The sequence below is a fragment of the Dendronalium sp. ChiSLP03b genome (genome assembly GCF_034531165.2).
Taxonomy (GTDB): domain Bacteria; phylum Cyanobacteriota; class Cyanobacteriia; order Cyanobacteriales; family Nostocaceae; genus Dendronalium; species Dendronalium minutum.
Genome location: NZ_JAVRBR020000042.1, coordinates 96,710 through 123,393, shown reverse-complemented (window position 1 = coordinate 123,393; position 26,684 = coordinate 96,710). Strand labels below are relative to the sequence as shown.

Below are 26,684 nucleotides of genomic sequence, written 5' to 3'. Positions count from 1 at the left end.
TACCTCTGTTTTTAAACAATGGCTATAGTTTCTTGCACAACGCTTGTAGTATGCGATGTTTTGCTAAATCTGTTGATATGTTAAGAATGCAAAGTAGCCGATCTGCTGGAGTCAGATTGTTTTGGAAATAGTGTCCTACGTCAGCTTTCTTTGTTGTCGGTAGGGAAGGGTAAAAATCTGTCGGTACGCTAGCATTTTTGATCGCGCCAGTATGCAAACAAAATTCCAGACTGGGACAGATACTCTCTGCAATCAGACAAGCTATCTCGTTCATTTTTGAGTCTGGCATTTCACCATCAATCCGAGGATACATTTGAACGCCGTCAAAACGTGAGAACACCCGCATTGCTGAGAAAACAGCAGGATGACAGGTCTTTAGAGCAACGACTGATGGGAATCCCAAATTTCCTTGACTCACCTTGTAAAGGTGAAATCCCCACATATGTTTGAGCAGATGTGTTTTCTGGTAACGGTCTGCAATCATCTGGATTTTGATGTGCAGAAAGGGCAATGAGTCTGTTTGTACCCAACTAGATGCCAAGAAGGCAATTAAGTCATTCGATACAGCCTCGACTGCAACAATTAAGTAATCGCATTCTTCAAACCAGTTTGGCTTCGCCTCAAAATACTGTGCAATCTTCAAGGTTGGCATTGCTTGGATCAATCCCTGCACAATCCATTCCTTGATTGCTGGTTGAATGAGTTGTTTGGGAGTGGCGTAGTGAAGAATATAGCGATCGAATAACCACGAATCAAGCCAGTTTTTTTGCAAAAGTTGCATATTTGCAAGATAATTGAATGAGCTTTGTCTGTGCCTCCCCCATCCCTGCGTCAGTCCGAATGATAAGTATTCAATCAGACTTGATAATTAGAGGTAGAGGGAGCAGATATTTGCCCCACACTACACAAGAATTATTCTTAAATCTTGTGCAACACTTTGTTGCATAGCTCATGACACCTGTGCCAGCAGACTCATATCAAGAGATTTACCCAAGGTTAAATCCTCAGTTTGACCTACGATCAACTCCTGATGGAGTTCCATAAAGTATGCAACGTAAAGCCGACCGACATTATGTATATGTTCGAGGATTTTCTCATCATCTTCAGGAGTCTTGATTAGAGATACAAGGACATCCCACACAAAATCGTCATGGTCATCTTTGAGATCGAGGTTCACATGTCCTCTAGCTCCAATAATTTTGTCTTTGCCCAGAATCTTCGCTAAATTGTCCAACCATTGCGGTTGGGTCTTTACAGTTGTGTATTCTACGAAGTAAACGCTTGAAATCAGAGCTAGTGGACTATCTTTGTATTCAATGTCAAAGAGCAAATATCCCATAAGCAGCTTTGTTGAGAGCATTGGCTCTTGCGAGTAAATCGCATCCTTCGATACACCTACGGCTTCAAGATCCCTGACGAAGAACTCAGTGTCATGAAGCATCTCTTCCTCGGTGTATTTCGCCCATGCTTTGGCTTGAACTGGGTCATGCTTAGTGAAGTATCGGATAGCTAGTGCATCTACTGTACGTTTTAGCCGCAACCGAAGAATAGTTTCAATGTTGTGCCGCTTGTAGTAATCCATATTGATTTGCGATCCGTTCAACATATGTTGAGAAAACGGAACTTCGTTATAGAACCTCGCAATCATTGAGTCTAGGAGTGCGTCTACACGCGATCTGAGTTCCGGTCTTTTAGGCTGACCAATAGGCTTTTTCATTTTTGGCAGAATTGTTTATTTTCAATGGTTTGAGAACTTCGGGAAGAGGCGGAATTAGAAGCTAGCAATCGAGAATACTGGTTCAGAATAGTTTTTCTCGCTGCATCTAAGATTACCTATTCTTCTAATCCCTCACTATCTATGAATTGGTCTTAAGTTAGTGCATTTAGCTCTCACTTAAGTTGCGTTAAGTAGAATATCTCGTTGTTGATGTTATACCAACTTATCTGGTATTAAATCCTATACTAATCTCATGGGGTAAAAAGTAATGCAAGATACACTTTTGATTGATGTTCTGGAATTCCTATTGAATTGATGGGTTTTTTGAGTCTAATCGCTGTTTTTTAGTGGATGCTAATTTTTTCTGTATAGCAAAAGCTACACCTATTGCCAGAACAATTCCAACTACACCTTGACTTTCTGGTATTGAGGTAGTTCTGGCGGCGGTAAAACCGTAGTTTGTTAGTATCTTTTGTCCAATTGGTGAAAGGATATAGTCAGCTAATTTTGTTCCTTCTGGACTAGCATCTTTAAGCACAGTCAGTCCATAATCAACTTTCACTGCTAGGTTTTCAGGTAGTTCTACAACTTGCAGATTAGACGACTGTTTGAGGGCTGAAAGAGCAATAGTGTAGTAGGACAGATAAATATCTACCTGTTGCGTGTCTTCAAGAAAGTAAACTAAGTTAACTCTTCCAGCTGGAACCAACGGAGAATTAGCACCGCCGGACAAACGTAGGGCTTTCTGATTCAGCTGTTGAAAGCTACCTGGGTTGATTTGGTCGGCTTTGCGAAATACCTGTTGTGTGTAATCTCCTAAAGGATCTGCTAAAGGTGTTGAAGTACCTACTCTAATCTGTGGGTCTAGCAGTTTGCTCAATAGGTTATCCGATCTTAGTGACAAACGCGATCGCGCAACGACGACCAAACGATTGCTGGCAAATGTTTCTACTGGTTCACTTAAACCTTGTTGAAATAGTGTGAGTGGGTTGTTTATATCCGCACTAGCAAAAACATCTGCGGATTTTCCTGTCTGTGATAACTCTTGTTCTATGAGTTCTCGTGTTAAACCAGATGGCCCAAATCGCGTTGTTACTGAGATTTTATACTCTTGGGTAAAAGAGTTAGCGACTTCTGTCAGACTATTGCGCAAACTACCGGCACCGTAAAGGGTAACAGCGAAGGCTGGATGAGACAAAATGAGACTGAAAGTACTAGTAGTCAGCAATATAGCAATTAAATACTTTTTCATGCTTGTTGACTCAGTAATATTTGAGGACTTAAGTCTACGAGAAAACAATGTTCGCCACTGGTTCACTCAAGCCTTGCTGATACACTTCGAGTAGTTTAGGGTTTTCCAAGAAATAAATTATCCAATATTTTTTTATTTGGAAGTCCCTTATCAATATCAGACGAAGATATGTGGTCTTTTCTCTGGGATGCGATCGCGCTTGGTTTTGTATGTGATTTTTCAGTTAAAAGTATATTACCAATAAAGTTGGAAAAATCGATTTAAATACTTCTGGTTTGAAATTTCCGATAATATTTTATGCAATAAGAGCTTTCCTAGAACAATTCACACGTAACAGTTTCAAAGACAAAAATGCTGTTTCCATACTCGGAATTTAGTTATTCACAGTGTCAGAAAAATTTGACAATTTTTTAGCTAAATAGGCGTGCAGCCCCGCATCATTCTGAAAATAAAAATTTTTAATCAATCGCAACTATGACATCTGATGCCTTAACTACAGCATAAGCTTCCTTACCAACTGCAAGTTGAAGTTTTTGGGCTGATGACTTTGTAATAATCGCAGTCACTTCTACCCCAGGCACAATTTCTAGTATTACTTCAGTATTAACCGAACCAGGTAAAATGTTTTTAACAATACCTTTGAGACAGTTACGAGCGCTAATGTCCATAGACTCAACTTCCTATCCTAGTAGGAATACTAGCACATACAGGACACGAGGAATCATGATATGAACGGCGCTTGGCAAATTCCATTCGGCTCAGGTCGATTGTCAACAGTTGTGACAACAGGGGCTGACTAAAACCAGTAATTAGCTTTATAGCCTCTAATGCTGTCAGACAAGCTAGTGTTCCAGAAACAGCACCCAGAACAGCAAAGCCACGTTTATCCCAATCCGGCTTTTCTGGAAACAAGCATGATAAACAAGGAGTTACACCAGGAATAATCGTTGTTAGATAAGCCTCCATTCCATTCATTGCTGCTTCCACCATTGGTTTTTGCCAACGCACGCAAGCTTCATTCAATAAGTCACGTTCGACAAAATTGTGGGCGCAGTCAAGAGCTATATCGACTCTTTGCACTAAAGAATCTACATTTTCTCTTGTAATATAATTATCAATTGCTTCTATCTGAATATTAGGATTGATAGCTTGCAAAGTTTCTCTAGCTTTGAATACTCTTGGTTTACCTACCCAATCATCTGTCATCAGAACTTGACGGTTGAGATCGTCCAACCGCAGATTCCCACCCCTAACCAGAAGTAGCCGTCCAACACCTGCTATTGCAAGGTAAAGTGCTGCTGTACCGCCTAACCCTCCTACACCTGTAACCAGAACTGTTGCTGACTTCAGGCGTTTTTGAGCTAGTTCACCAAAATCAGGGAGCATCATTTGGCGGTGATAGCGTTCTAACTCGGTAGGCGTTAAGTCCATTGTTTTTTACTTCTTCATCAGTAGTAAAAGCTATCACCTATTAGATGACGACAATTGTAACCGCATACACATTTTGTCATTTTTTGCCAATTTAGTAGGTAAAAATAGAACACAGGTTGGTATTATCAATAGTATTTATTAATCAATCATCAAGCCCCGTTGGGGCGGGTGTAGGGGTGTAGGGGTGTAGGGGTGTAGAGTAATCACGCGCTATATAGTGGTACTAAGTAGGTGAATGCACCTCTGTCCTTACGCGTCTGCTTTAGGATAAGGATTCTCCTTCCCCTTACACCCTTACCCCCCTAGTTTTTGTAGTTTTTTGATTTCTGCTTGCACATCAAGGGCAATTTGCAAAGATTGATTTAAAAGTTGACTATATTCACTGGCTTGACTGCTAACTTGTAAAGCTTGCAGATTGGCTAAATTATTGACAAATAACTCTTGGTTATTAGCAAGTAGTTTTTTATTATCTCGCAAAATTCGTTCGCTTTTCAGAGCCAGTACTAAATTTTCTCTAATAAGTTGTAGGGCAGCAATTACTTGCTCTCGGTCATTTATACTGCTTTGATTTGCAGATGTTGCCAATTGATCGTTAACATCTATTGCTTGAACAACGCCATGATATTTATCGACCTCATCTAAAAGCATTGTCAGTGCTTTGGGACAGGTCATACGTCGCCATAGCGATCGCCCAATTAGGACTGCGATCGGAACTAGAATCAGTAAGAGAATTCCCAGTTTAATTGAAGAACCGATTATTGGCAGAATCAGAAATGCATAAACAAACCCAACAATTATTGGGGTTAGCGCCAAAGCTACTAGCATTTCATCGATCAAAAACCCTAGTCGCTTCTCGCGGTCTTTCATAATAGAAGGTCGAAATACATCGTCTGGATCGAACCCAGTCAAACGTCTCAATTCCCCTTTGCTAATTTCCAAGCCTATTAAGTCCGGCTGCACGGCTGGATACTCCTATGGAAGTGCGAGTTGCTTATTTATGATGGCATTTTAATTAGGATCTGAAGCAGGGTAGTAGGACGTTTCCAAAGCCAGTTACCTCGCCGAAATTTGATTGGAGTGAAACCAACCCGCTAACCTGTGGGTTCTGCTTTAAGCTTTATCGAATATTTTGCTGTCCTTAACATGAAATTAATAATAAATCCTACATATTAAGGACTTTAGGGAATTTTAAGTACAGGGAGACTTGGAAGTAAATACTCCCATACTAATTAATATCACGGTCAACTACCTCTGGTCGAGTGTTACGCTGGACAGTTAAATCAAGTTTTTATGAATATTATTAACAATGCGATCGATGCTTTAGATGAATTCAATCAACAGCGCTCAAGTGAAGAAATTCAGGCAAATCCCAGCACAATCGGAATTCGTACTGAGTTTATTCATGCAGAATGGGTAGCGATCGCAATTGCAGACAATGGGACAGGAATCACTGAGAAAATAAGCTCTAAGCTGTTTGACCCTTTCTTTAAAACAAAACCTATAGGCAAAGGTACAGGGTTAGGATTATCGATTAGTTATCAAATTGTCACAGACAAACACTATGGAAAAATCTGGTGTAATTCTGCGCCAGGGAAGGGTACTGAATTTATAGTTAAGATTCCAATTCAGCAACATATTTACCGCTGAATTTCAGAGTTCATCTAATGTTATTAATGATTCCGTAGAGTAGGATTATTGCAGCATCAATATGTTTCATTATGGAATGGGCAATCGCCCATTTTTTTGATTTGGCGATCGCCCACAAACAATTAGTTATTTTTGATGCTAACTCTAACAGCTTTTCTCAAGCCAGGTCTAAATCTATCTGGCAGAACCTTGGGTTTCCTTAGCCAATCTCTCTTGAATTCTGAGCTTAGCTGCTTTAAATTCTGTAGCGAGTTGCTCGCTTTGTTCAGTACTCAAGTTATTGCGAATAGCAGCAAACATTGTGCTTTCTTCTTGACGAACGTGATCGGTGACGATGTCTGCTAGATTTTTGACTCTTTCTTTAAATTGGGGTGAAGAGGGGTCAATACGCTTAATTTCGTCTAACAGCCGCTTCATTTCGGCTTGTTCGTTGTACAGTTCTTGAGTATCTGTTTCACCGTAGAAAGCACGTACTCTTGGATAGACTACTTCCTCTTCGGCTTCAGCATGGGCAGTCAGATCCTTGTAGAGTTGACCAAAGTACTCTTGAATCTTTTGTGGATCGTTGCTTTGCGCTATTTCGGCGAACAGGACATTTACTTTGTTGTGATCCAAGCGGATGACATCTTGGATATTCATATCCCGTTTGTCAGTGCCTTGGGTAACAGCACTACCTACTACACCGCTAAATGCTGCGATCGCATCTTGGACTCGTGCCCAAATGCCTTGATCTGCATCTTGTCCGGTGAGTTCGCGAACACCCAAGACTTCCACAATACCTTTGAGTTGCTCTTGGTGAGCGCGGTTCTCAAAGTTAACAGTATTTAAAGGCCCAATTGCCGCTATCACGTCAGCACCAACTTTTTGTGCAGCCTTGTGAACTAACAAGCCACTCATTACTTGTTGATGCTTTAGCAATTCGTGCTTAAATACTTTTTCAAAGAAACTTAATTCAGAACCCTGCATGAGTTCGCCAACCTTGTTAACTTCTTCTTGTACTGTTCTTTTTGGTTCTGCGGGGTTGCCGTACTGAACAATTACAGTTTCTATAATACCTAGGTTTTTTTGATCGTCTTCGAGCATCTTCCGGAAGCGATCTGAAATTTCGCTATCGGTAGATTCTCTCAAAAATAGTTGCTCATTTTCAACTAGCAACTGTTGGAGTAATTTAATATCTGCTAATTTTGTAGCAATAGCTTTACGCTTTGTATCATCTAAAGTGGATACCATCTTTAGTTCTCCTCGGAAAAGTGTTCTTAATTAATACTTGTTTTAGATTGACATAGTCTTTATAATTCTTTCCTCCTTCTTTTGAGCGATTACTTCACTACTAGGGATAGAAAACTCACAATTTTGAGCGCAAGCTTTGATAACTATTCTGTTTGACAGATAAGTTTTGAAAATTTACTCCACCGCCAGATAGATATATTTTTTATCCTATTTTTCTAAATTGGCTCAAGGATACTTAAATAGGAGATTGGGTGATAATGCCAGATAATCCTGGAATAGGAGAGCAAGCGCTGAATAAAGCTGCAGAAATAGGTTTATCTAGCCAGTTAGATGAAGTAGAAAGTTTAGAAGTAAATGTCAAAACTGACCCGCTCAAAGTTGTTCAAGGACAAGTGGATGCAGTCACTATTGATGGCGAAGGTTTGGTGATGCAAAAAGACCTCCGGATGGAGGAAATAGAAATGCAAATTGATAATGTTGCGCTCGATCCTCTGAGTGTAGCTTTTGGTAAAATCGAACTCACCAAACCTGCTGCTGGCCGAGCGCAAGTAGTTTTAAGTGAAACTGATATTAATCGTGCTTTTAACTCTGAATTTGTCCGCTCAAAACTCCAAAGTCAAAAAATAAATTTCAATGGGCAACCAAGGACAATATCACCTCAACATATAGACTTCTCTCTACCTGGTGAAGAAAAAATTGTGCTAAATGCCGAGATCCTATTACGAGAAACTGATGAAAACAAGCAAGTTGCTTTTTCAGCAGTACCTCGTGTTAGTGCTAACGGACAAAGTGTCTCTCTAGAAAATGTTGAGTATAGTGAACGAGAAGAAATATCGCCAGAATTGACAAAAGCTTTGATAGAGCAAACCAGCGAAATTTTGAATTTGAATAACTTCGATTTAGAAGGAATGAGCCTGCGAGTTAAGCAACTAGTAGTAGAAACAGGCAAACTAACGCTGCAAGCTGAAGCTTACGTTGAGCAAATTCCCTCCACTGAAAAATAGGATACTAAAAATGGAAACTACAGAAACTACACAACAAACAACTTCTACACCTTACCCAAATATTCCACCAATTATTGAAAGTGACGACAAAGAATATCGCGATTCTGGCGTACCCAGCACAGTGGCGATCGCCGGACATCCCCTACACCCTCTGAGTGTGATTTTTCCCATAGCCTTTTTAGCAGCCGCCTTAGGAAGCGACTTCGGCTATTGGTTAACCCGCGATCCCTTCTGGGCTAGGGCTTCGCTATGGTTAATCGGACTGGGATTAGGTGGAGGTTTATTAGCAGCTGCGATCGGCTTGAGTGACTTTTTGAAAATTGAACGAGTCCGTAAGCGTAGTGCTGGCTGGGCACATCTGATTCTCAATGTTTCTCTACTAGTCTTGACACTCGTTAACTTTCTGCTGCGGTTGGGCGACGCAGAAGCACGCATATTACCTTGGGGACTATTACTCTCACTCATTGTAGGTACGCTAACTAGCGCTTCTGGCTGGTTTGGTGCAGAACTCTCCTATCGCCACAAAATTGGCGTAGTAGGCGCTGGTAGCAGAAGGTATCCGTAGAAGCTAGGAGGCAGAGGGGCTGGGGAAGTAAATTCTTCCTTGTCCCTCCGTTCGCGTAGCGTCTGCGATAGGAGAAGTTAGCCCGGAGGGAAACCACGCCACTTGCTACCCTGCGGGAAGCCCTTTGGGTGAAGTTCCTAACGTCGCTACCGCTGTGCTAACACCAATGCAGTGGCTCCTCCTCACTCCCATTTCCTTTTTCAAGGCTAAAATTTTGCTTAGTCTTTAGCCTTGAGAACATGCTCAAAAACCGTAATCAAGCAATATTTATCATCCTGTCTCTGCTAATCGTGGTAGTGATGGGCTTTTTCTTTAAGTACTACATTGGGCCCGGCCATCAATGGTTTAATAACTACGGAGCGGCTGTATTTTACGAAATATTTTGGTGTCTACTTGCATTTTGGTTTTTAAGGAGTCAACTAGCCGTGAAGCAAATTCCTGTATGGGTTTTGATCGTTACCTGTATATTGGAGTTTTTGCAACTTTGGCATCCACCACTATTACAAGAGGTACGCGCTACATTGATAGGTAAATGGTTGCTTGGTTCTACCTTTAGTTGGTGGGATTTTCCTCACTATGTATTGGGTTGTGTTTTAGGTTGGTTGTGGCTGCGACAGTTACAGAGAATAAGTTATGCAAAAAAAAGTTAAAGTTAAACCCAATTCAAAACTTCAAAAGATTGAAGAACAAACGGATGGTAGCCTGACTGTACATTTGAAATCTCCACCAGTAGATGGTAAAGCCAATGAAGAGTTACTTAAAATACTAGCTGAAAAATTTGATGTGCCGAAATCACATATCAGAATTAAATCAGGTTTATCCTCTCGACAAAAGCTGATTGAAATTGATACATAAATTTAGTGCAAAAAGGAATTAGGTACTGGAAATTGGGGAATGAGGACTATTATTTTTACTCAGCGAGAAGTTGTAAAGAGGTTTCCCTCCGGCTAAACTTCTCCCAAGGGGAGACACCAAGGACGAAAGGTGACTCAGCTATCCCAAGTTGTAATGGTAGTTCATGGATGTTTCTTGGGTAATGCTTATATATCTGGGCTGAGATTGGACTCGTTCTAACCAAGCTTGAATAGCCGGAAATTTCGTTAAATCAAAGCCGCCTTCATCGGCGACATGAGTATAAGCAAATAAGGCAATATCAGCGATAGTGTAACGCTCACCCACAAAAAATGTGTGATAACTCAAATGGTTCTCCATGACTGTTAATGCTGCGTAACCCGGTTCACGTTTTTGCTCTATCGCTACGCGATATTCCTCCGCTTTACCTAAAATAGAAATCCAAAATCTTGATGTAGCAATATAAGGTTCATGACTGTATTGTTCAAAAAACAACCATTGCAAAACTTGCGCTCTTAAAAAGCGATCGTATGGTAAAAATTCTGTGTATTCACTCAAATATACCAATATGGCATTTGATTCTGCCAAATATTTTCTAGGTTCAATTTCCAAAACTGGTATCTTACCGTTGGGATTTTTACTTAAAAATTCCGGTGTTCGGCTCTCTCCTTTTAAGATGTTAATCTCTACTCTTTCAAAAGGCATACCCATTTGTGTCAATAAAAGCCGTATCTTATAACCATTGCCAGAGGGTAAAAAATCGTACAATTTTAGCGTTTCCATGCTCAAAAATATGAGGTTGAATGTGTTTAGATATGAGGGTCTAAAATACAATATCTTACAAAATGATTATCGTAAAACAGGATATTTTTACTATTTTCTGTATCTATGTTCAAAACATAATTAATTATTTGAGAGAATAAAAAACCAAAGTATTATTTATTCCTAGTATTCAAGGGTTTATTGTATTCAGTATTTACTAATAAAATTATGTGTGGAAGATTCACTTTAAACCAGTCAGCAGCAGCGTTAGCCGAAATTTTTGAGGTGCAGTCAGTTCCAGATTTAGCGGCTCAATATAACATTGCACCTACGCAAATGGTGGGCACAGTGCTACATAACCCGCAAAGCGATAAGCGTGAATTTCAATATTTACGTTGGGGATTAATTCCCTCATGGGCGAAAGATCCAGAAATGGGGGCAAAGCTAATCAACGCTAGGGCAGAAACTGTAGCTGAAAAACCTGCCTTCCGTTCAGCTTTCAAGCACCGACGCTGTTTAGTGGTGGCTGATGGCTTCTATGAATGGCAACGACAGCAGGGTAAGAAGCAGCCATTTTATTTTCGTCTCCAAGATGGACAACCTTTCGGTTTTGCGGGATTGTGGGAAAGATGGCGATCGCCACAAGGAGAAGAAATAGTCTCTTGTACAATTTTGACAACGGCAGCTAACGAATTACTGCAACCAATCCACGATCGCATGCCAGTCATCATTGCTCCACAAGATTACAATTTGTGGTTGGATACCCAAGTGCAAACGCCTGAAGCATTACAGCAGCTATTGTCTCCCTATGCTGCCGAAGCAATGACTGCTTACCCAGTTAGTACCTTAGTAAATAAATCTCAACATAACAGTCCAGAATGTATCATCCCCCTTAGTGAGGGTTAGAGACTGGGAAAGAGGACACGGAGATGCAAAGATTGGAGACTGGGGACTAGGGAATAAGGAATAGAGATTGGGCACTAGGGACTATAAGACTGTGTACTATGGACTAGAGAAGAGTTTTCCCAATACCTAATCCCCAATACCCAATCCCCAATCCCTAACGTAGAGGCAAATATGCCAAGAACACAAAAAAACGATAACTTTATTGACAAATCCTTTACAGTGATGGCAGATATCATCCTGAAGATATTGCCAGCTAACAGAAAAGCTAAAGAAGCATTTGTTTATTACCGAGATGGGATGTCAGCCCAGGCAGAAGGGGAATATGCCGAAGCACTAGAGTACTACGAAGAAGCCCTAACACTAGAAGAAGATTCCAACGATCGCGGTTATATTCTCTACAATATGGGGCTAATCTACGCCAGCAATGGCGACCACAGCAAAGCTTTGGAATTGTATCACCAAGCAATCGAGTTGAACCCACGTCTACCCCAGGCATTGAACAACATCGCCGTAATTTACCACTATCAAGGCGAAAAAGCTAAAGAAGCTGGAGATGAGGACGGCGGAGAAGCGCTGTTTGACCAAGCAGCAGATTATTGGATTAGAGCGATTCGTATGGCTCCCAATAACTATATTGAAGCCCAAAACTGGTTAAAGACCACTGGGCGATCGCAAGTTGACGTATTCTTTTAGTCAATGGTCAGTGGTCAGTTGTTAATTGGCCATTGACAACTAACTACTGGCAACTGACCCTTCGGATTCGCCAGTTGTTCATGGGGGAAACCCCCAAGACCACACTGGCTCACCACTAACTACTGACAAAATCATGATCGACCGCGAACAAGTTCGTAAAGTGGCTCTTCTGGCTCGTTTAGAATTAACGCCAGAAGAAGAGGAGCAATTCACCACCCAGCTAGGAGGTATTTTGGATTATGTCCAACAGCTGAGTGAACTGGATGTTAGCGATGTGCCGCCAACAGCAAGAGCAATTGATGTTAGCAATGTGACACGAGAAGACGAGTTGCAACCCTATTCTGAACGCGAAGCAATCCTTAACAGTGCGCCTGAACAAGAAGGCGAATTTTTCAAAGTGCCAAAAATTCTCAATGCTGAATAGTCAATAGTCAGTAGTCAGTGGTCAGTGGTCAGTAACAAAACACAACTAACAACTAACAACTGGCAACTGACAAAGGAGATAAATATGGGTTTGGGAATCCTTAAAGATGGTCAGTGGGTATCTCGACGCGAGCAAGAAGACTCACAAGGCAGATTTATTCGTCCATCAACAACTTTTCGCCATCAAATTACAGCCGATGGTTCTAGTGGGTTTAAAGCTGAACCGGGGCGCTATCATTTGTATATTTCTTGGGCTTGCCCTTGGGCTTGTCGTACCGCAATTCTCCGCCAGTTAAAGGGGCTAGAAAATGTCATTGGTTTATCAGTAGTTAGTGCGGAAATCGATCAAAACAGTTGGGAATTTACCGATGAACCAGGAGCTATTCCCGATACGGTCAATGGTACTCAATATCTCTGGCAACTTTATCTCAAGGCTGACCCCAACTACAGCGGACGCGTTACCGTACCAGTTTTATGGGATATCGAAAAAGGGACTATAGTCAATAATGAATCCCGCGAAATCATCAGAATGTTTGATACACAATTCGATGCTTTCGCTCAACAAAATATCAACTTTTATCCAGAGCATTTGCAAAAGGTGGTTGATGAAACGATTGATGCGATTTATCAGCCTATAAATAATGGTGTATACCGTGCGGGATTTGCTACTTCTCAGTCTGCTTATGACGAAGCAGTAACAGAATTATTCGCTGCTCTCGACTACTGGGAAAAAGTGTTAGAAAATCAACGCTATCTTTGTGGGAATCAAATTACTGAGGCGGACTGGTGTATGTTCACTACCCTGTTTCGTTTCGACGCAGTTTATTATGTGCATTTCAAATGCAATATCCGGCGTATTGTAGAGTATCCCAATCTGTGGAATTATCTCAAAGAACTCTACCAATTTCCGGGAGTTAAAGAAACTTGCAATCTTGACCACATCAAACGGCATTATTACAGGAGCCATCCACAGGTTAACCCAACCCGGATTGTACCAAAAGGCCCTGTGATTGATTTTGATGCACCTCATAACCGCGATCGCATTTGATTTTTGACCAATTCTTACTCTAAAAGCACATTGAAATCATGCAATACAGAATCTGAGAAACAATAGACTTTTTGCATGAATTTTTGTTCTCAACCTAAATCCCTCTCCAAGCGTTGGAGAGGGATTTTTAGTTTGGCTACTCGTCTCCCAAAATTAGAAAAAGGGGTTGGAGAATGTAGGTAGAACGCTTTCTTACAGAATGTGCAGGTTTTGTCTCAACTTTAAAAAACTGTAATTGAAACAGGTCGAAGAATAATTCAAGGAGCATCTTCACTAAATAACCCACTACTACACGGTATTGGATCTTACAAAATTCAAAACGGTATTAGCATTACATGATTATCATTTTTACATGCCGATATTTGAGTATATTAGCTTATTGACAAAATCTCCACTCTCTTAAAGTTTTACGGTTGAGTAGGTATTGAATAAACAGAAATCTGATTACTTTCAAATAGTGAATATTATACAGAGCGAAAATAAAGCAATTTCAGCTTCATAAATTTTTTACATATCTTCATGCAAATCCTAATTATTTTTAATATTTTTTTAATAATATCTATATAATAGTTGTAGTTTAGGTGGTAAAACTCTATCTAAAGACCATAGTTTAGATAGTAAAACTATATCTAGTAGTCGTGATTTAGGTAGTAAAACTCTATCTAATAGTCGTGGTTTAGGTAGTAAAACTCTATCTAATAGTCCTATTTTAGGTAGTAAAACTACACTAAATTAAGTGAATCTTGGTGCTAACAACTGAATTATTGCTAATGCGTCAGTTTTGATATAACTGGAGAGTCACTCATCATGCCCTTACCAACCGAGCAGAATTTTGTCGATTATGCAACTGCTGAAAGTCTTAAATCGAAAAATCCGGAATTAGAATTTAATGATACTAATAGTGAGGGTAGCTCATCATTAACTACTATTTTTTCTGAAAGAGACTATTTAGAATTTGATGATACTAATAGTGAGAGCAGTTCATCATTAACTACTATTTTCTCTGAAAGAGACTATGAATATCTTTACTATTTTAAGGACATTTCGACTGAAAGAAAAATTAAGCGGATAAAATTTGGCGATGGTGTTAGGAAACATGTTGTTAATCACCCAATTTTTTTAGAGAATTTAAAACGAGGAACTAAAAATTGGATAAAAACTAACTATGCGACAAGTCTAGAGATTGCCGCTTTTATGAGCGCCGAATCTATTAACAAAGGTGAATCGATTGACATAATTGCAAGTGTTCTGACTCCAGGGAACATCAAAGTCGAAGTTTATAGATTGGGGTATTACGGAGGTATAGGTGCAAGATTGATCGGCACAGTTGATAATATTGCAGCAATCAATCAACCTGTATCTAACGAGAAAGTTGACGACAAAACCAAGCTTGTTCGTTATGACTGGGCGAAAACTTACACCATCACAACTGATGATACTTGGGTCACTGGTTGTTATATGGTGAAACTCACCGATAAAGGAACAGCTAAACAATGTTTAGCATTCTTTATTCTGCGAGATGATAATCTAAAATCTGATATCATTTATAAATTTGGGTTTGCAACTCACCTTGCTTACAACAGTTTTGCCTACGATAAAGCCAACAGAAAATCAACTTATTCTAGCAGCGAAAGGGCACTACAAATTACCCACGATAGCCCGTGGGAAGGTAACTGTTATAATCCCAAAATGGTAAATAGCAATCCCCTGCGCTGGGAAGCCAACACTATTCGTTGGTTAGAAAAGAATTGCTATCGCGTTTCTTACTGTTCTGGTCAAGATATCGATAAAAAAGGCTCGGCTTTTGTTAAAAAATATCGCGTCTTTATGAATAGTGGTCATGATGAATACTGGAGCTTTAAAGAGTATAAAGCAATTAAAGAAGCAGTAGAAGCTGGCGTACATATCCTTTCATTGTCAGCGAATACATGTTACTGGAATATCAAATGGCATGATGACTATAGAACCGCCGATCTTTATAAACTGAACGATCCAATGGCAGGTGGTGTGGTCTCTAATTATGTAGAAGATACAGTTAATTTTCCCCCTACTTACCGTTTTCGTGACCCAGATTTACTTGGCAAGACATTCGATGGATGCAAAGTTTCGGGTGAGTGCGGTTTATTTGGTGTGGGGTATATCGGCGATATTGGAAATGCTTTTGGAGGCTACGATCTCACAGTTAAAAAAGACCATAATGTTTTTCGAGGAACTGGCTTAACGGCAGGTTCTAAACTGACTCAATTACTTGGTTATGAATGGGATCATATCGATCCAGATCCTCGCGCACAGCCTCTCACCAAATCGGGCACGCCCAAATTTTTAGACTGTATTATTTTTGAATCAACTATCCCCAATCCTATTCCAGCGACTTCTAATGTTTCTCAGTCGTTTGTCGGTACTCTACCCATGAACGCAGTGCAAACATCCCATGGTGTGTATTTTACGGCTCCTAGTGGTGCTAGAGTTTTCGCTGTCGGTTCAATTCAATCAGTTTGGGGGTTAGATTCATGGAATGTATTACCTGCCAGGGAATCGAAAGCCTACCAGCGAGTGATCTACAACGTACTTGAAGATATGGGAGTATGGGGAGGATATCAGCCTGTATCAGTTCGTGTAACACAGAGTGATGTGTTGAAATCAGGCTGGAATCATTTGGTCTATTTGAGTAATTCGGTGAATACTTCCAGCAAGGCATTTGGCTACCGTCTTTTAAATTATTTAATAAGACACATCCAACCTCAAAAAGTCAGAATTTAGGAGTTAGGGGCCAGAATCCAGGCAACTTCTAACTCCTATTTAGGTTTTCATAACCAGGTGGGTGTATAGCAGAAAATTCGGTATTAAGCAATTACTCCCTTCCCAATAGAACAAGGAAAGGGAGTAATGTAATTCTCCATGACCAAATTTAGCCGATCGCTTGTTGCAGTGTAGCAGTGAAGTTGGGATAGGAAATGGCTGCTGCTTCTGCGCGGTGAATTGTGGTGATTCCCCTGGCGACTAAAGCAGCGATCGCTAAACTCATAGCGATGCGATGATCTGTATGGCTATCAACATCAGTACCCGCTAAAGGAGTACCGCCAATAATTTCCATACCATCGGGTAACTCAGTGACTTTTGCTCCCATTTTATTAAGTTGCTGTGCCATTACCGCAATGCGATCGCTTTCTTTGACTCGCAACTCCTCTGCATCCCGAATAATAGTTGTTCCTTCAGCAAACACTGCCGCTACTGCCAAAATAGGAATTTCATCAATTAATCTGGGTATGATTTCCCCAGCAATAGTGCAGCTTTTTAAGCGACTGGAACGCACTCGCAGATCGGCTACTGGTTCGCCAGCAACTTCTCGCTGATTTTCCAATTGGATATCTGCTCCCATCAGATCCAAAGCTTCTAAAATACCTGTACGCGTGGGATTAACGCCGACATTTTCAATTACCAGTTCAGAACCTGGGACAATTGCCCCAGCCACTAACCAAAAGGCCGCTGAACTGATATCTCCTGGCACAATCACCTTTTGTCCATACAGTTGAGCGGGGCCATTAATAGTAACACTTTTGCTTTCTGGATCTGTGCTCAGGTCTGCACCAAACGCCCTGAGCATCCGTTCGCTGTGGTCGCGGGAAATAGCAGGTTCCGTAATTGTGGTTTGTCCCTCGGTCGATAAACCTGCAAGTAATATACAGGATTTAACTTGGGCTGAGGCGATAGGGGAGTGGTAGTGAGTAGGTTTGAGAGCTTGTCCTTGAATTGCTAAGGGTGCTAAAGAATTACCCTTACGTCCCCAAATTTCGGCCCCCATTTGTTGCAAAGGTTTAACAACACGGGACATAGGACGCGATCGCAAAGAGCGATCGCCTGTTACTGTAAAAAAGCGCCCCGAATGAGATGCCAAAATCCCCAACATCAGTCTCAGCGTTGTACCAGAGTTACCAGCATTCAATACATCAACTGGTTCTTGCAAATTTCCTAGACCAATACCTTTAACCCGCACCAATTCTGTATTTAGTTCCGAAATTTCCGCGCCCAAAGCTTGAAAACAGCTAGCAGTGCTGCGGGGGTCTTCTCCTAACAGCAGACCTTGGATCTCAGTTTCCCCTTGGGCTAAAGCACCCAACATCAGAGCGCGGTGAGAGATAGATTTATCGCCTGGTACTCGGATGCTGCCTTGTAAAGATAGCCCAACAGAGGGTTGTTGGATAATTAACTTGTGAGAAAGGTCTTCTTGAGTTTCTACGGTTATAACAGAAGCCGACATTAGGATACACTGGCTTTTGAATACACTAGTTTTTGATATACAGAAGTTCATTAGTGAATTATGCAGCCACTGACGACTTCCTCCCTAGTATGGTATCGCTTTTCATTCTATGAAATTTCATCAAATCTACTAAAAGTGATTCTGATGTTCAGTTATTCTTTCATTAGACACTATTTTAGGTGTCTTATGCTTCTGCAATGACTTCCGCTCTCTCGACGCTATCACCTAAATTATTCACAAAAATTTAAGTATTCACCGACTTTACCTACAGCTTACCTCTCCGTAGAACAAGTATCGTTTTTATTGTTTATTAGCGATATTTTACTTTTCATTTTTATCTATCTAGCTTACCAAATAAGCATATTCAGTTAATATTAAGCATGTTTTACTATTTAATTGCTTACCATAACCTGCTAGAGATACTCGTGTTGAGTTGACTTGTTCATTAGCTTTTAGCCCTTATCGCTCCCATGCTGACCCATCACCGCAAGCCCGTGTGCTTATCACTTATTTCTACCGATCTGCCATTCTGGTCTGTTGTTGAAACGGCCGGGACGCTGTATCAAAAAGACGTTGACCGATTTCATTTACTGTTGACTGCACCCCCCCTAATTACCTGCGAAGTGGGGAGTTCTTTCAATTGCGAGGATGAGGATGCTCTGACTCCAAAAATGAGCAATGCTTATGCCCCTAGCAGTCCCAGAATTTTATGGCTGGAGATTTCTCCTTACCGGGTAATCATGACCATGCAAGGAAACGGTCAAGTAAGTTACCGTCACTTCTGGGAACAAGGCGTTTATGGGGTTAGTCGCTATTGGTTGCCAACTGAGTCGTTGCAACCTAACGATCCCATACGCTTACGCAATTTTACAAGTAATTTGACGCTCAATGGTCATTCATTACCAGAGCATTTGCGGCTGGAATATGAATTGTGGGCAGAAAAAGTCCAACTGGGATGCTATATCCTCAATTTGGAAATTAAGCACTAATAGACAGTGATTTACATTCTCCCCTGTCTATCTAGAGATTATGGTGGGGGAGAATCTTTAATTCTGTTTTTCCTATTCCCCAGTACGAGGTTGCGGTCTTATACCATTTCCCAAAAATAATGATACAGATCCAAACCCAGAAACCTAGACTAAATGGGACTTTCTTAATTACGAATTACGAATTACGAATTGGTATTACGCCTCTATTCACCCCTGATTTTCAAAACAGAAGTCAGAAGGAACAAGCCTGTTTATGAATTTTTAATTTTTAATTTTAATTTTTCAAAACACAAGCTATGCAAAATATTAATACATTCAATACCATAGGGCTAAGTTTAGAGCTGTTTCATGTTCAAACCAACACTTCATTTGATTTCCCACTAAATCTTGCAGTCATTCGCATCGGTAAGCCGAATGACCAAAGTCCACCCGATATTGATATTTCTCACTTGCCAGATAACGAAGTGGTTTCTCGCATTCATACACAGATTCGAGTAGAAGGAAGTAACTACTTTATTGAAGATTTGGGGAGCTCTAACGGAACATTTCTTAATAATGTCAAACTGGAACCGAGAACTTCTTGTCAACTAAATTTTGGAGATAAAATCGACTTTGGTCAAGGCAATAAAGTCACATTTATATTTCAATATCAACAACAATCTCTACAAAACTTTATTTCTACTTCAAATTCCACTAGTATTCAGCCTCAAATTGCCAAGAATAAGGGACAAATTGCTGTAGATCGCACAACCAAGATTATCGGCTTGGCTTTGATGGTTGTAGGTGCTATAACTCTAACTGCCAATATTCGAGTTGGTATTTTTTTTCGGATTCCTGGTATTTTACTATGTTGTGCTGGGGTCTTCATGCTTTTTCAACGGCGAGTCAACCCTAATCTTGGATGGGTTTTGATAGGGCTAGGAATTGCAGTAATCCTGTTTACTGGTAATGTATTCGCGTCAGTCAATCTTTTAGTGTTACTCACATCATTTGTTTTATTCTTAGTCGGTTATCTACTGTTTACCACTGGGAAAATCTTAGATTACGATTTGCGATCGCTCAAGAGATTAATCAAGAAGTAGTCAATAATTAAAGAAGCAACAAAGCATTCATTAATCATTGCAATGTTGTTCACAAAAAGTAACAAAAACGGGGTCATTAATATGACTGACAATACACAAAAGTTTGCAACTTCTGACCACAGTATAGGCAATATCATGATTATCTCTCTACTAGCTTTCTGTGGACTGACTTTCATTATCCTTTTAGGTCTTTTTTAATGGTTGACTATACGTTCAAGAAACTTTCTTTGGAAGCAGATTAACTAGAACTGCTTCCATTTTTAATTTGGACTTATATATAGTTTGCCCAGCCACAAAAGCCTTGCTGAAGACTTAGTTTTATGCAACTTGAATGCTCATTAGCTTAATAAGCTTACATTTGTTAACCAGAACATTAGCGACGAACGCATATATGAAACCTTATAAGCCTTAGGATTATCAGAATGGTTGCACTCATTATCCCAAGGCTGCTATATTTATACGCGCAGTTGACACAACAATAAACCAAACCACTGATTTGAATCAGTCCATGTTTGGATGGGTACTAAATTCCTTGCTGTAAGTTGCTGCTGGATAGTGTTGAGGTCGAATTTGCGGGAAATTTCGGTGAGGATAGTCTCACCTAGTGCAAAATTCACGGTGAGGTTGAGGGCTTTTAACTGGACGATTTGCGATCGCAAACTTCGTAAATGCATCTCTATTTGATGCTCAGTTTCGTTATAAAATGCTTTATGTTCAAATTGGGTCGTGTCAAAATTACCCTCAAACCGTCGATTTAAATGATCCAACATATTGAGATTAAAAGCTGCTGTTACTCCTTGGCGATCGTTATAAGCTGGTTCTAGAATATCTTTTGGCTTGTGTAAGTCTACTCCCAATAAAAAATACTCATTCACTTGCAGGGCATCTGTTACTTGAGAGAAGAAGACATCACATTCTCGAGGTTTGAGATTACCCAAAGTACTACCAATAAAACAAATCATCCTACTGGGTAGTTGCGTTGGCAATAGTTGTGCCAAAGCTAATTCATAGGTTCCAGCCAGTGCATGAACTTGCAGTGAGGGATAATCTACCAATAGCTGCCTAGCACTGCTTTCCAATATCCCTGCACTCACATCAATCGGCAGATAGCGCAGAGGATAGCCTAGTTTTTGGTAAGCATCCAGTAAGATACGGGTTTTGGTAGAACTGCCACTACCAAGTTCTACTAATTCACAAACGCCGGTTATTTTGGCAATTTCACCAGCATACTGCTGTAAAATCGCCGTTTCTGTACGCGTCAGATAATATTCTGGTAATTCACAAATTTGCTCAAATAATTCAGAACCACGGTCATCATAAAAGTAAGCTGGGGGTAAAGATTTGGGCGTTTGCGTTAGTCCCTTAACTACATCACTCCCCGCACTAGACGCAACTATTCGAGTTGCTTCTACCAAACGCTGTATTTGCAAGCGTTCTTCAACATTGTTTTGGAAAGTAACGTTGCTGCTAACAGCTTCAGATATTGACATTCAACCTCCGTCTGCTTGGTGTAGTAAATTGGATTGTTTTTGAGCGCGCACTTCTACCTCTGCCAATGGAACAGCATAGTCGATAAAATCACGTTTGAGCCAGGTTAATGAAGCTTTAAAGCCATATTTACGGATTTTCCCATTAAATTAGCGCACTGTCTTTGAAAAGGGAGTGGGAAGATGAGGGAGCAAAAAGACAATGGAAACAAGGGGAAGAATAATAACTCCTGCCTTCTGCCTTCTGCCTCCTACCTCATCACTCACTAGCAGCACAGCGAAACCCAGCAAAAATTTGCCGCACGCTGGGATAATACCAATTGCGAAAACTAGAACGCAGCGCCCAAGGGCGAGTTGCCCAACTACCACCTTTTAAAACGCGGTGTTTGTGGTCAAAATAAACCTGTGAATAACCTCTATAAGGGTAACTTTGAAAATCTTTGTAGCCATCAAACCAAGAACCTGTCCATTCCCAGACATTTCCCATAGTATCGTACAAGCCATAGGCACTTTGCCCAGTAGGATAGGCATCTACTGCTGTTGTTTTACCAATTAGGCGATCGCAATTACAATTTTGGGATTGGGCTGTTGGTGGTTCATCTCCCCAAGGATAGGTGCGACGACGTTTAGCTTTGGCATCCCAACTAACTGCTTTTTCCCACTCGGCTTCTGTGGGTAGCCGCTTACCAACAAACTGTGCGTATGCTTCTGCCTCGTACCAGCTGACACCGTAAACTGGATGATAATCGTAAGTGCGAGCATCGCACCAATAAAGCGGTTTTGTCACCTGTTCAGTTTGTAGCCATTGCCACCCCGCTTCTGACCACCAACGAGGATTTTGGTAACCTCCCGCCTCCATGAATTGCCGATACTGTTCGCAAGTCACGGGGTAGCGGTCAATCCAGTAAGTGTCTAAGTATACTTTATGTGCGGGGCGTTCGTTATCTAGAGCATCAATTGAGTCATTCCCCTGCTTAAATTCCCCTGCCGGGATTTGAATCATCTCGGTAAAAGTAGGAGGGCGGAGGGGCAGAGGGGCAGAGGGGCAGAGGGGCAGAGGGGAAAAGACTATACACAAATTACTCTTTATTTCCCTATCTCCTCCGCCTCCTATGCCCCCATCTTCTTGTTGACTCCTGCCTCCTGCCTTTTGCCTCCTGACTAATTCCAAAACAAAACTGATGATTTCGCAGTGTTGGCTTTCGTGCTGAATCAAAAAACGCCAAAGACTTTCATGTTGCTCGATATCAGCTACTTTTAGGTGTTCCAAGACTTTTTCTCTAACTGTGTTCAGGTAATCATGGATTTCACCTAGGTTTGGTAATTGAACCCGTTCTGATTTGGGTAAACCATCAGCTGCAAACAGCTTGCGGTATTGTGGGAACAAACAGGGCAAACTTGCACTGTACTCTAACAGCCACAAAGACTCGGTGTAGGCAATATGTCCTAAGTGCCAGCCAACGGGGCTAAAGTCAGGATGAGGCTGACTGCGAAATGTAGCTTCATCCATATCCTCAAACAGCTTCAGAGTTTTAGGACGAACTTCATATAAGGCATAAATAATAGCCTCTTTCACGCTAGATTTGCTCAATTTGGATATCACAGTCTTCTCTCACACTGATAATGCTATTTTCTGGGCAAGTATTCCAATTACCGATAAATAGTGGTTCAGAGGCAATAATTACAGAGTTTGGGAAAGTAGGATCGTCCCGTAACCAGTACAGCGATGGAGCTGGTGAAGTAGTGGCAAAGCGGGAGGCTATCAGGCGATTTCCATCGCTAAAAATTATGTTTGCTGAAGCTTCTATTTGATTGCGTTTTGCCATTTCTGATAGGGCTATTAATGTATTGCGTAAAGCATATTCTGGAGGTCGATGTTTGTTGTTCTGACCTTGAGAAAGTAGTAAGGCAAAGATATGTTCGGAATCAGTATTACCATTGATTTTTTCGTAAAAATCGGGAGTTAAAATACTACGGATTTTTCTGTGTAATGTTTTGCGGAAATTCTCAATGCGTCCATTGTGAATAAATAGCTGTTGTTGATAGTTAAATGGTTGGCAATTAGCAAAATCTATGGCTTGGCCTGGTGTCGCACTACGAACATAAGCCAGTACACATTTGGATTCAACATAACGACTGAGACTAGGCAGATTTATGTCATTCCAAATAGGTAGCGTATTTTTGTAGATAAAGGGTTCAGTATCTTTTTGACTGTGATACCAACCCACACCAAAGCCATCGGCATTTACTACCCCGGAACTCATTTCGCGAGGTTGGTAACTCTGAACTATCAAAGAATGTTCTGGTTTAAACAGAAGATGTTCTAGAGAAACAGGGGAACCGAGGTAGGCGAGTAAACGGCACATGATATAAAGTATTTGCTCCCAATAGTTGTATAGAATAAACTTTATTGGTGAGAATTCGCTGAATATTGCATAAATTTGCGCTATGCTCGCCTTAGCGAGAGCTGCATCAAGTAGCCTTTTTACCCTCCTCACCAGATTTTAGATAAATTTATATTATTTCGCCGTAATCCTCAAATATAACGGTTAAATAGGATGAGCGAGCAACTACCAATCAATAATTACCGATGACTAACTCAATGATGGTGATTTTCCCATACAGACATAATCAAATATGGGTATTTGATGATGAACGAATGGGACTAGTCCAAGAACCATTCGTTAGCGGTGTACCTGAAATGATTGATATTCTAATTCAAGACATTGCTAATGTTGATGAAGGTTTTAAACTTTTGTTTTCTGCAAATCCCTTTCCCAGTTACCAAGTCGAGTTGATTTTGTTAAAAGAAGAGTATAACGGTCATTGGTATCGCTGGAATCAAAAAAATCTAGAAGGATGGCTATGTCCTGCATTATTTAAATACTTTAGCGAACCACCAAATAAAATTTATTGCAAAGCTGAAAGTCTTTATTAATCACCTTTTTTACAGTCTGATTTGCCTCTTTACGTGAATTTAGATGAATCTTCCAACTTTTATTAGCGCAATAATTGAGCAACAACCTTACCCGCTTTTATTTGCCACAATTAGCGGTTCTCATTTATATGGTTTTCCGTCACCAGATTCTGATTACGATTTGCGCGGCGTACATATTTTACCAATGAAAGAAGTGGTGGGATTAGATACTGGGGCTGAAACTATTGAAATTTCAAAGGTTAGTGATTCTTTAGAAATTGATTTAGTAACTCACGATATCAAAAAATTCTTTTTACTGCTTCTGAAAAAGAATGGCTATGTGTTAGAGCAACTTTATTCGCCTTTAATATTAAAAACTACACCAGAACATGAAGAGTTAAAAGTTATTAGTCAAGACTGCATTACTCGTCACCATAGCCATCATTACTTTGGTTTTGCTGCAACGCAATGGAAACTTTTTGAAAAAGAACAGCCACATCGAGTCAAGGCATTACTTTATATTTATCGAGTATTTTTGACTGGTATTTATCTGATGCAAACAGGAGTAGTCGAAGCTAATTTAATTAAACTCAATGAAGTTTTTAATTTACCATACATTCCCGATCTAATTGCCCAAAAACTAGCAGATGCAGAAAAGTCTACTTTGTCAAATGTTGATGTAGCTTTTTATCATCGAGAATATGAACGACTGCGCGATCGCTTGCAAGAGGCATATGAAGCCAGTACACTACCTGAAGCACCGACGACGGCGCAGGCCGCTTTACATGATTTGCTACTACGTTTGAGAATTAAAAGTTAGTAGATTTTAACAGACGCGATTAATCGCGTCTGTACTCTTAACTCCTAACAGACGCGATTAATCGCGTCTCTACTCCTGACTTTTTAAAACTTTAAACTCCAAGCACCAAAAGCCAAAGCACCCCAACCAGCAAGAAAGGCTGCGCCACCTAGTGGTGTAATTGCACCCAAGGATTTAATACCAGTTAAGCTCAGAGCGTACAAACTTCCTGAGAAAATAGCAATACCAATGATGAATAGCCATCCACTAGCTACAAGGGTGGATTGAGGTGATTCGTTGCGACTGATGAGTAGCGCCACCAATAACAGTGCTAGAGCGTGGTACATTTGGTAACGAGCGCCAGTTTCAAAAATTTCTAGCGATCGCTCACTGATTTTTTCTCGCAAGGCATGGGAAGCGAAAGCGCCAGCAGCAACCGACAAACCACCTAAAACAGCAGCTACGCTCAAAAAAATCTGCGTCATGAGAACCATAAGATATCTATTCCTATCCTACATATTCTAGAAGCTGTAGCGCTGCGTTTTTTGCTTGATTTTCTTCTGCCAACGTTCCAGGAAGACGGAACAAAGCTCCAATTAAACTAGCTTTTAAGTGTAAGCGATCGCTCTTCATCAAAAGTTTAAACTCAAAAATTAGGAAAATATGAATATTTGTAAATCAATTGTGGGAACACTAAATATGGCTATTTCTGGCAATTTACTCTGAAATTATCAAAATGGTTGTTCGGGGTGAGTAGCAGAAACATTACCTGAAGGGCAAAAATTGAGATTATGCTGACTATGCATAGCATGACTAATACTCAGGATCTGAACCTACGATTGGAGTCAACTTTGCAAGAATTACCACTGTGGGAGGTTCAGGTTGAATTAGACCGTCCAGGAAATGTATTGACTACACTCTTTGAGCAAGAACCTTTACTGCCAGGAGTTATCTTGACTAGAAATCAGTGCTTTGTGGGGATGATTTCGCGGCAGAGATTTTTTGAGCATATGAGCCGCCCCTATAGTTTTGGGCTATATTCTATGCGGCCTATCGACAATCTCTACAATTTTCTTCAACCAGAGGTATTTATACTAGCTGAAGATATGCCTGTTGTGGAGGCGACTCAGGTAGCATTGCAGCGATCGCTTGAGTTTTTCTACGAGCCGATTTTGGTGACAACCAAATCTAGAAGGCATAAACTGGTTGATTTTCATCAATTACTCCTAGCCTATTCCCAAATTTATGCCTTAACACTTACTCAGCTACAGCAGGTAGAGGAACAATCTAAAATTGCCAGAGCTGGCTTTCGTGACCTTAAGCACAACTATACCCGATTACTACAGAATGAAAAAATGGCAGCTTTAGGACAGCTAGTTGCTGGGATTGCACACGAAATTAATAACCCCATCAACTTTATTGCTGGCAACCTTGTTCATGCCATTGACTACACTCAGAATCTACTAAATCTGATCGGCCTGTACCAACAGCAATATCCACATCCGGCCGCAGAAATTCAAACTGCTAGTACTCAAATTGAACTAGATTATCTCATTGATGACCTGCCCAATCTTCTTGCTTCTATGCAAATTGGCTGCGATCGCTCTGAACAATGGGGCATT

28 protein-coding genes and 1 pseudogene are annotated in these 26,684 nt (G+C 40.6%); 15 read left to right on the top strand and 14 right to left on the bottom strand.

The window, feature by feature from the left end; translation table 11 throughout:
• Positions 1–22: 22 nt before the first annotated feature.
• The 6 genes from RMY31_RS10470 to RMY31_RS10445 all read right to left on the bottom strand — a co-directional run bounded on the left by RMY31_RS10470 (position 23) and on the right by RMY31_RS10445 (position 5,360).
• Positions 23–781: a hypothetical protein gene (locus tag RMY31_RS10470; protein ID WP_322661234.1), complete on the bottom strand. Its 759-nt coding sequence runs from the start codon at positions 779–781 to the stop codon at positions 23–25.
• A 168-nt stretch (positions 782–949) separates the two neighbouring features.
• Positions 950–1,717, bottom strand: coding sequence for a hypothetical protein (locus tag RMY31_RS10465; protein WP_409877827.1), 768 nt, complete (start codon positions 1,715–1,717; stop codon positions 950–952).
• A gap of 304 nt (positions 1,718–2,021) precedes the next feature.
• A complete protein-coding gene (gene modA / locus RMY31_RS10460) occupies positions 2,022–2,969 on the bottom strand; it encodes a molybdate ABC transporter substrate-binding protein (RefSeq protein ID WP_322661240.1) in 948 nt (315 codons plus the stop codon).
• Positions 2,970–3,427: 458 nt separating this feature from the next.
• Positions 3,428–3,637 (bottom strand): molybdopterin-binding protein, encoded by a 210-nt coding sequence (locus RMY31_RS10455; protein ID WP_322661242.1) that lies wholly within the window; start codon positions 3,635–3,637, stop codon positions 3,428–3,430.
• Between the two features lie 4 nt (positions 3,638–3,641).
• Complete coding sequence (locus RMY31_RS10450) at positions 3,642–4,400, bottom strand: HesA/MoeB/ThiF family protein (protein WP_322661244.1); 759 nt, start codon at positions 4,398–4,400, stop codon at positions 3,642–3,644.
• A gap of 294 nt (positions 4,401–4,694) precedes the next feature.
• Positions 4,695–5,360 (bottom strand): hypothetical protein, encoded by a 666-nt coding sequence (locus tag RMY31_RS10445; protein ID WP_322663666.1) that lies wholly within the window; start codon positions 5,358–5,360, stop codon positions 4,695–4,697.
• 291 nt (positions 5,361–5,651) lie between these two features.
• On the opposite strand from RMY31_RS10445, the gene RMY31_RS10440 reads away from it, so the two are divergent.
• Positions 5,652–6,047: a sensor histidine kinase gene (locus tag RMY31_RS10440; protein ID WP_322663711.1), complete on the top strand. Its 396-nt coding sequence runs from the start codon at positions 5,652–5,654 to the stop codon at positions 6,045–6,047.
• 174 nt (positions 6,048–6,221) lie between these two features.
• Here the strand turns inward: RMY31_RS10440 and RMY31_RS10435 are convergent, their stop codons facing one another.
• A complete protein-coding gene (locus tag RMY31_RS10435) occupies positions 6,222–7,277 on the bottom strand; it encodes a hemerythrin domain-containing protein (RefSeq protein ID WP_322663664.1) in 1,056 nt (351 codons plus the stop codon).
• A gap of 257 nt (positions 7,278–7,534) precedes the next feature.
• Here RMY31_RS10435 and RMY31_RS10430 point away from each other — a divergent pair, with 257 nt between their 5' ends.
• The 4 genes from RMY31_RS10430 to RMY31_RS10415 all read left to right on the top strand — a co-directional run bounded on the left by RMY31_RS10430 (position 7,535) and on the right by RMY31_RS10415 (position 9,701).
• Positions 7,535–8,281, top strand: a complete 747-nt coding sequence (locus RMY31_RS10430; RefSeq protein ID WP_322663662.1) for a DUF2993 domain-containing protein — start codon at positions 7,535–7,537, stop codon at positions 8,279–8,281.
• Between the two features lie 10 nt (positions 8,282–8,291).
• A complete protein-coding gene (locus RMY31_RS10425) occupies positions 8,292–8,846 on the top strand; it encodes a DUF2231 domain-containing protein (protein WP_322663660.1) in 555 nt (184 codons plus the stop codon).
• A 239-nt stretch (positions 8,847–9,085) separates the two neighbouring features.
• Positions 9,086–9,496: a DUF2809 domain-containing protein gene (locus RMY31_RS10420; RefSeq protein WP_322663658.1), complete on the top strand. Its 411-nt coding sequence runs from the start codon at positions 9,086–9,088 to the stop codon at positions 9,494–9,496.
• Complete coding sequence (locus tag RMY31_RS10415; protein ID WP_322663656.1) at positions 9,480–9,701, top strand: DUF167 domain-containing protein; 222 nt, start codon at positions 9,480–9,482, stop codon at positions 9,699–9,701. The genes RMY31_RS10420 and RMY31_RS10415 overlap by 17 nt, the downstream gene beginning before the upstream one ends.
• Positions 9,702–9,839: 138 nt before the next feature.
• Here the strand turns inward: RMY31_RS10415 and RMY31_RS10410 are convergent, their stop codons facing one another.
• Complete coding sequence (locus RMY31_RS10410; protein ID WP_322663654.1) at positions 9,840–10,481, bottom strand: glutathione S-transferase family protein; 642 nt, start codon at positions 10,479–10,481, stop codon at positions 9,840–9,842.
• 207 nt (positions 10,482–10,688) lie between these two features.
• Here RMY31_RS10410 and RMY31_RS10405 point away from each other — a divergent pair, with 207 nt between their 5' ends.
• The 5 genes from RMY31_RS10405 to RMY31_RS10385 all read left to right on the top strand — a co-directional run bounded on the left by RMY31_RS10405 (position 10,689) and on the right by RMY31_RS10385 (position 16,290).
• The gene (locus tag RMY31_RS10405; protein WP_322663652.1) at positions 10,689–11,366 is read left to right on the top strand and encodes an SOS response-associated peptidase; all 678 of its coding nucleotides are present in this window, start codon (positions 10,689–10,691) and stop codon (positions 11,364–11,366) included.
• Between the two features lie 171 nt (positions 11,367–11,537).
• The gene (locus RMY31_RS10400) at positions 11,538–12,059 is read left to right on the top strand and encodes a photosystem I assembly protein Ycf3 (RefSeq protein WP_322663650.1); all 522 of its coding nucleotides are present in this window, start codon (positions 11,538–11,540) and stop codon (positions 12,057–12,059) included.
• A gap of 133 nt (positions 12,060–12,192) precedes the next feature.
• On the top strand, positions 12,193–12,483 hold the full coding sequence (gene gatC / locus RMY31_RS10395; RefSeq protein ID WP_322663648.1) for an Asp-tRNA(Asn)/Glu-tRNA(Gln) amidotransferase subunit GatC: 291 nt from the start codon (positions 12,193–12,195) through the stop codon (positions 12,481–12,483).
• An 84-nt stretch (positions 12,484–12,567) separates the two neighbouring features.
• Positions 12,568–13,530, top strand: a complete 963-nt coding sequence (locus RMY31_RS10390) for a glutathione S-transferase family protein (protein ID WP_322663709.1) — start codon at positions 12,568–12,570, stop codon at positions 13,528–13,530.
• Between the two features lie 807 nt (positions 13,531–14,337).
• Positions 14,338–16,290, top strand: coding sequence for a N,N-dimethylformamidase beta subunit family domain-containing protein (locus tag RMY31_RS10385; protein ID WP_322663646.1), 1,953 nt, complete (start codon positions 14,338–14,340; stop codon positions 16,288–16,290).
• A 148-nt stretch (positions 16,291–16,438) separates the two neighbouring features.
• On the opposite strand, the gene aroA is transcribed toward RMY31_RS10385, so the two are convergent.
• Positions 16,439–17,788, bottom strand: a complete 1,350-nt coding sequence (gene aroA / locus RMY31_RS10380) for a 3-phosphoshikimate 1-carboxyvinyltransferase (protein WP_322663644.1) — start codon at positions 17,786–17,788, stop codon at positions 16,439–16,441.
• Between the two features lie 470 nt (positions 17,789–18,258).
• Here aroA and RMY31_RS10375 point away from each other — a divergent pair, with 470 nt between their 5' ends.
• On the top strand, positions 18,259–18,777 hold the full coding sequence (locus RMY31_RS10375) for a hypothetical protein (protein ID WP_322663642.1): 519 nt from the start codon (positions 18,259–18,261) through the stop codon (positions 18,775–18,777).
• A gap of 296 nt (positions 18,778–19,073) precedes the next feature.
• Positions 19,074–19,859, top strand: coding sequence for an FHA domain-containing protein (locus RMY31_RS10370; RefSeq protein WP_322658843.1), 786 nt, complete (start codon positions 19,074–19,076; stop codon positions 19,857–19,859).
• 455 nt (positions 19,860–20,314) lie between these two features.
• Here the strand turns inward: RMY31_RS10370 and egtD are convergent, their stop codons facing one another.
• The 3 genes from egtD to egtC form a co-directional block, all read right to left on the bottom strand.
• A complete protein-coding gene (gene egtD / locus RMY31_RS10365) occupies positions 20,315–21,349 on the bottom strand; it encodes an L-histidine N(alpha)-methyltransferase (RefSeq protein WP_322658842.1) in 1,035 nt (344 codons plus the stop codon).
• Between the two features lie 256 nt (positions 21,350–21,605).
• On the bottom strand, positions 21,606–22,949 hold the full coding sequence (locus tag RMY31_RS10360) for an ergothioneine biosynthesis protein EgtB (protein WP_322658841.1): 1,344 nt from the start codon (positions 22,947–22,949) through the stop codon (positions 21,606–21,608).
• On the bottom strand, positions 22,924–23,712 hold the full coding sequence (gene egtC, locus RMY31_RS10355) for an ergothioneine biosynthesis protein EgtC (RefSeq protein WP_322658840.1): 789 nt from the start codon (positions 23,710–23,712) through the stop codon (positions 22,924–22,926). Before egtC ends, RMY31_RS10360 begins: the two co-directional genes overlap by 26 nt.
• Before the next feature lie 224 nt (positions 23,713–23,936).
• Between egtC and RMY31_RS10350 the strand changes: the two genes are divergently transcribed.
• Positions 23,937–24,284 (top strand): DUF6717 family protein, encoded by a 348-nt coding sequence (locus RMY31_RS10350; RefSeq protein WP_322658839.1) that lies wholly within the window; start codon positions 23,937–23,939, stop codon positions 24,282–24,284.
• Between the two features lie 43 nt (positions 24,285–24,327).
• A complete protein-coding gene (locus RMY31_RS10345; RefSeq protein ID WP_322658838.1) occupies positions 24,328–25,083 on the top strand; it encodes a DNA polymerase beta superfamily protein in 756 nt (251 codons plus the stop codon).
• A gap of 83 nt (positions 25,084–25,166) precedes the next feature.
• On the opposite strand, the gene RMY31_RS10340 is transcribed toward RMY31_RS10345, so the two are convergent.
• Together RMY31_RS10340 and RMY31_RS10335 are read right to left on the bottom strand one after the other, a co-directional pair.
• Positions 25,167–25,547: a DUF423 domain-containing protein gene (locus RMY31_RS10340; protein WP_322658846.1), complete on the bottom strand. Its 381-nt coding sequence runs from the start codon at positions 25,545–25,547 to the stop codon at positions 25,167–25,169.
• A gap of 22 nt (positions 25,548–25,569) precedes the next feature.
• Positions 25,570–25,698 (bottom strand): hypothetical protein, encoded by a 129-nt coding sequence (locus RMY31_RS10335; RefSeq protein ID WP_409877826.1) that lies wholly within the window; start codon positions 25,696–25,698, stop codon positions 25,570–25,572.
• Positions 25,699–25,853: 155 nt separating this feature from the next.
• Between RMY31_RS10335 and RMY31_RS10330 the strand changes: the two are divergent.
• A pseudogene (locus tag RMY31_RS10330) lies at positions 25,854–26,675 on the top strand (ATPase); the annotation flags it as partial.
• Positions 26,676–26,684 lie beyond the last annotated feature (9 nt).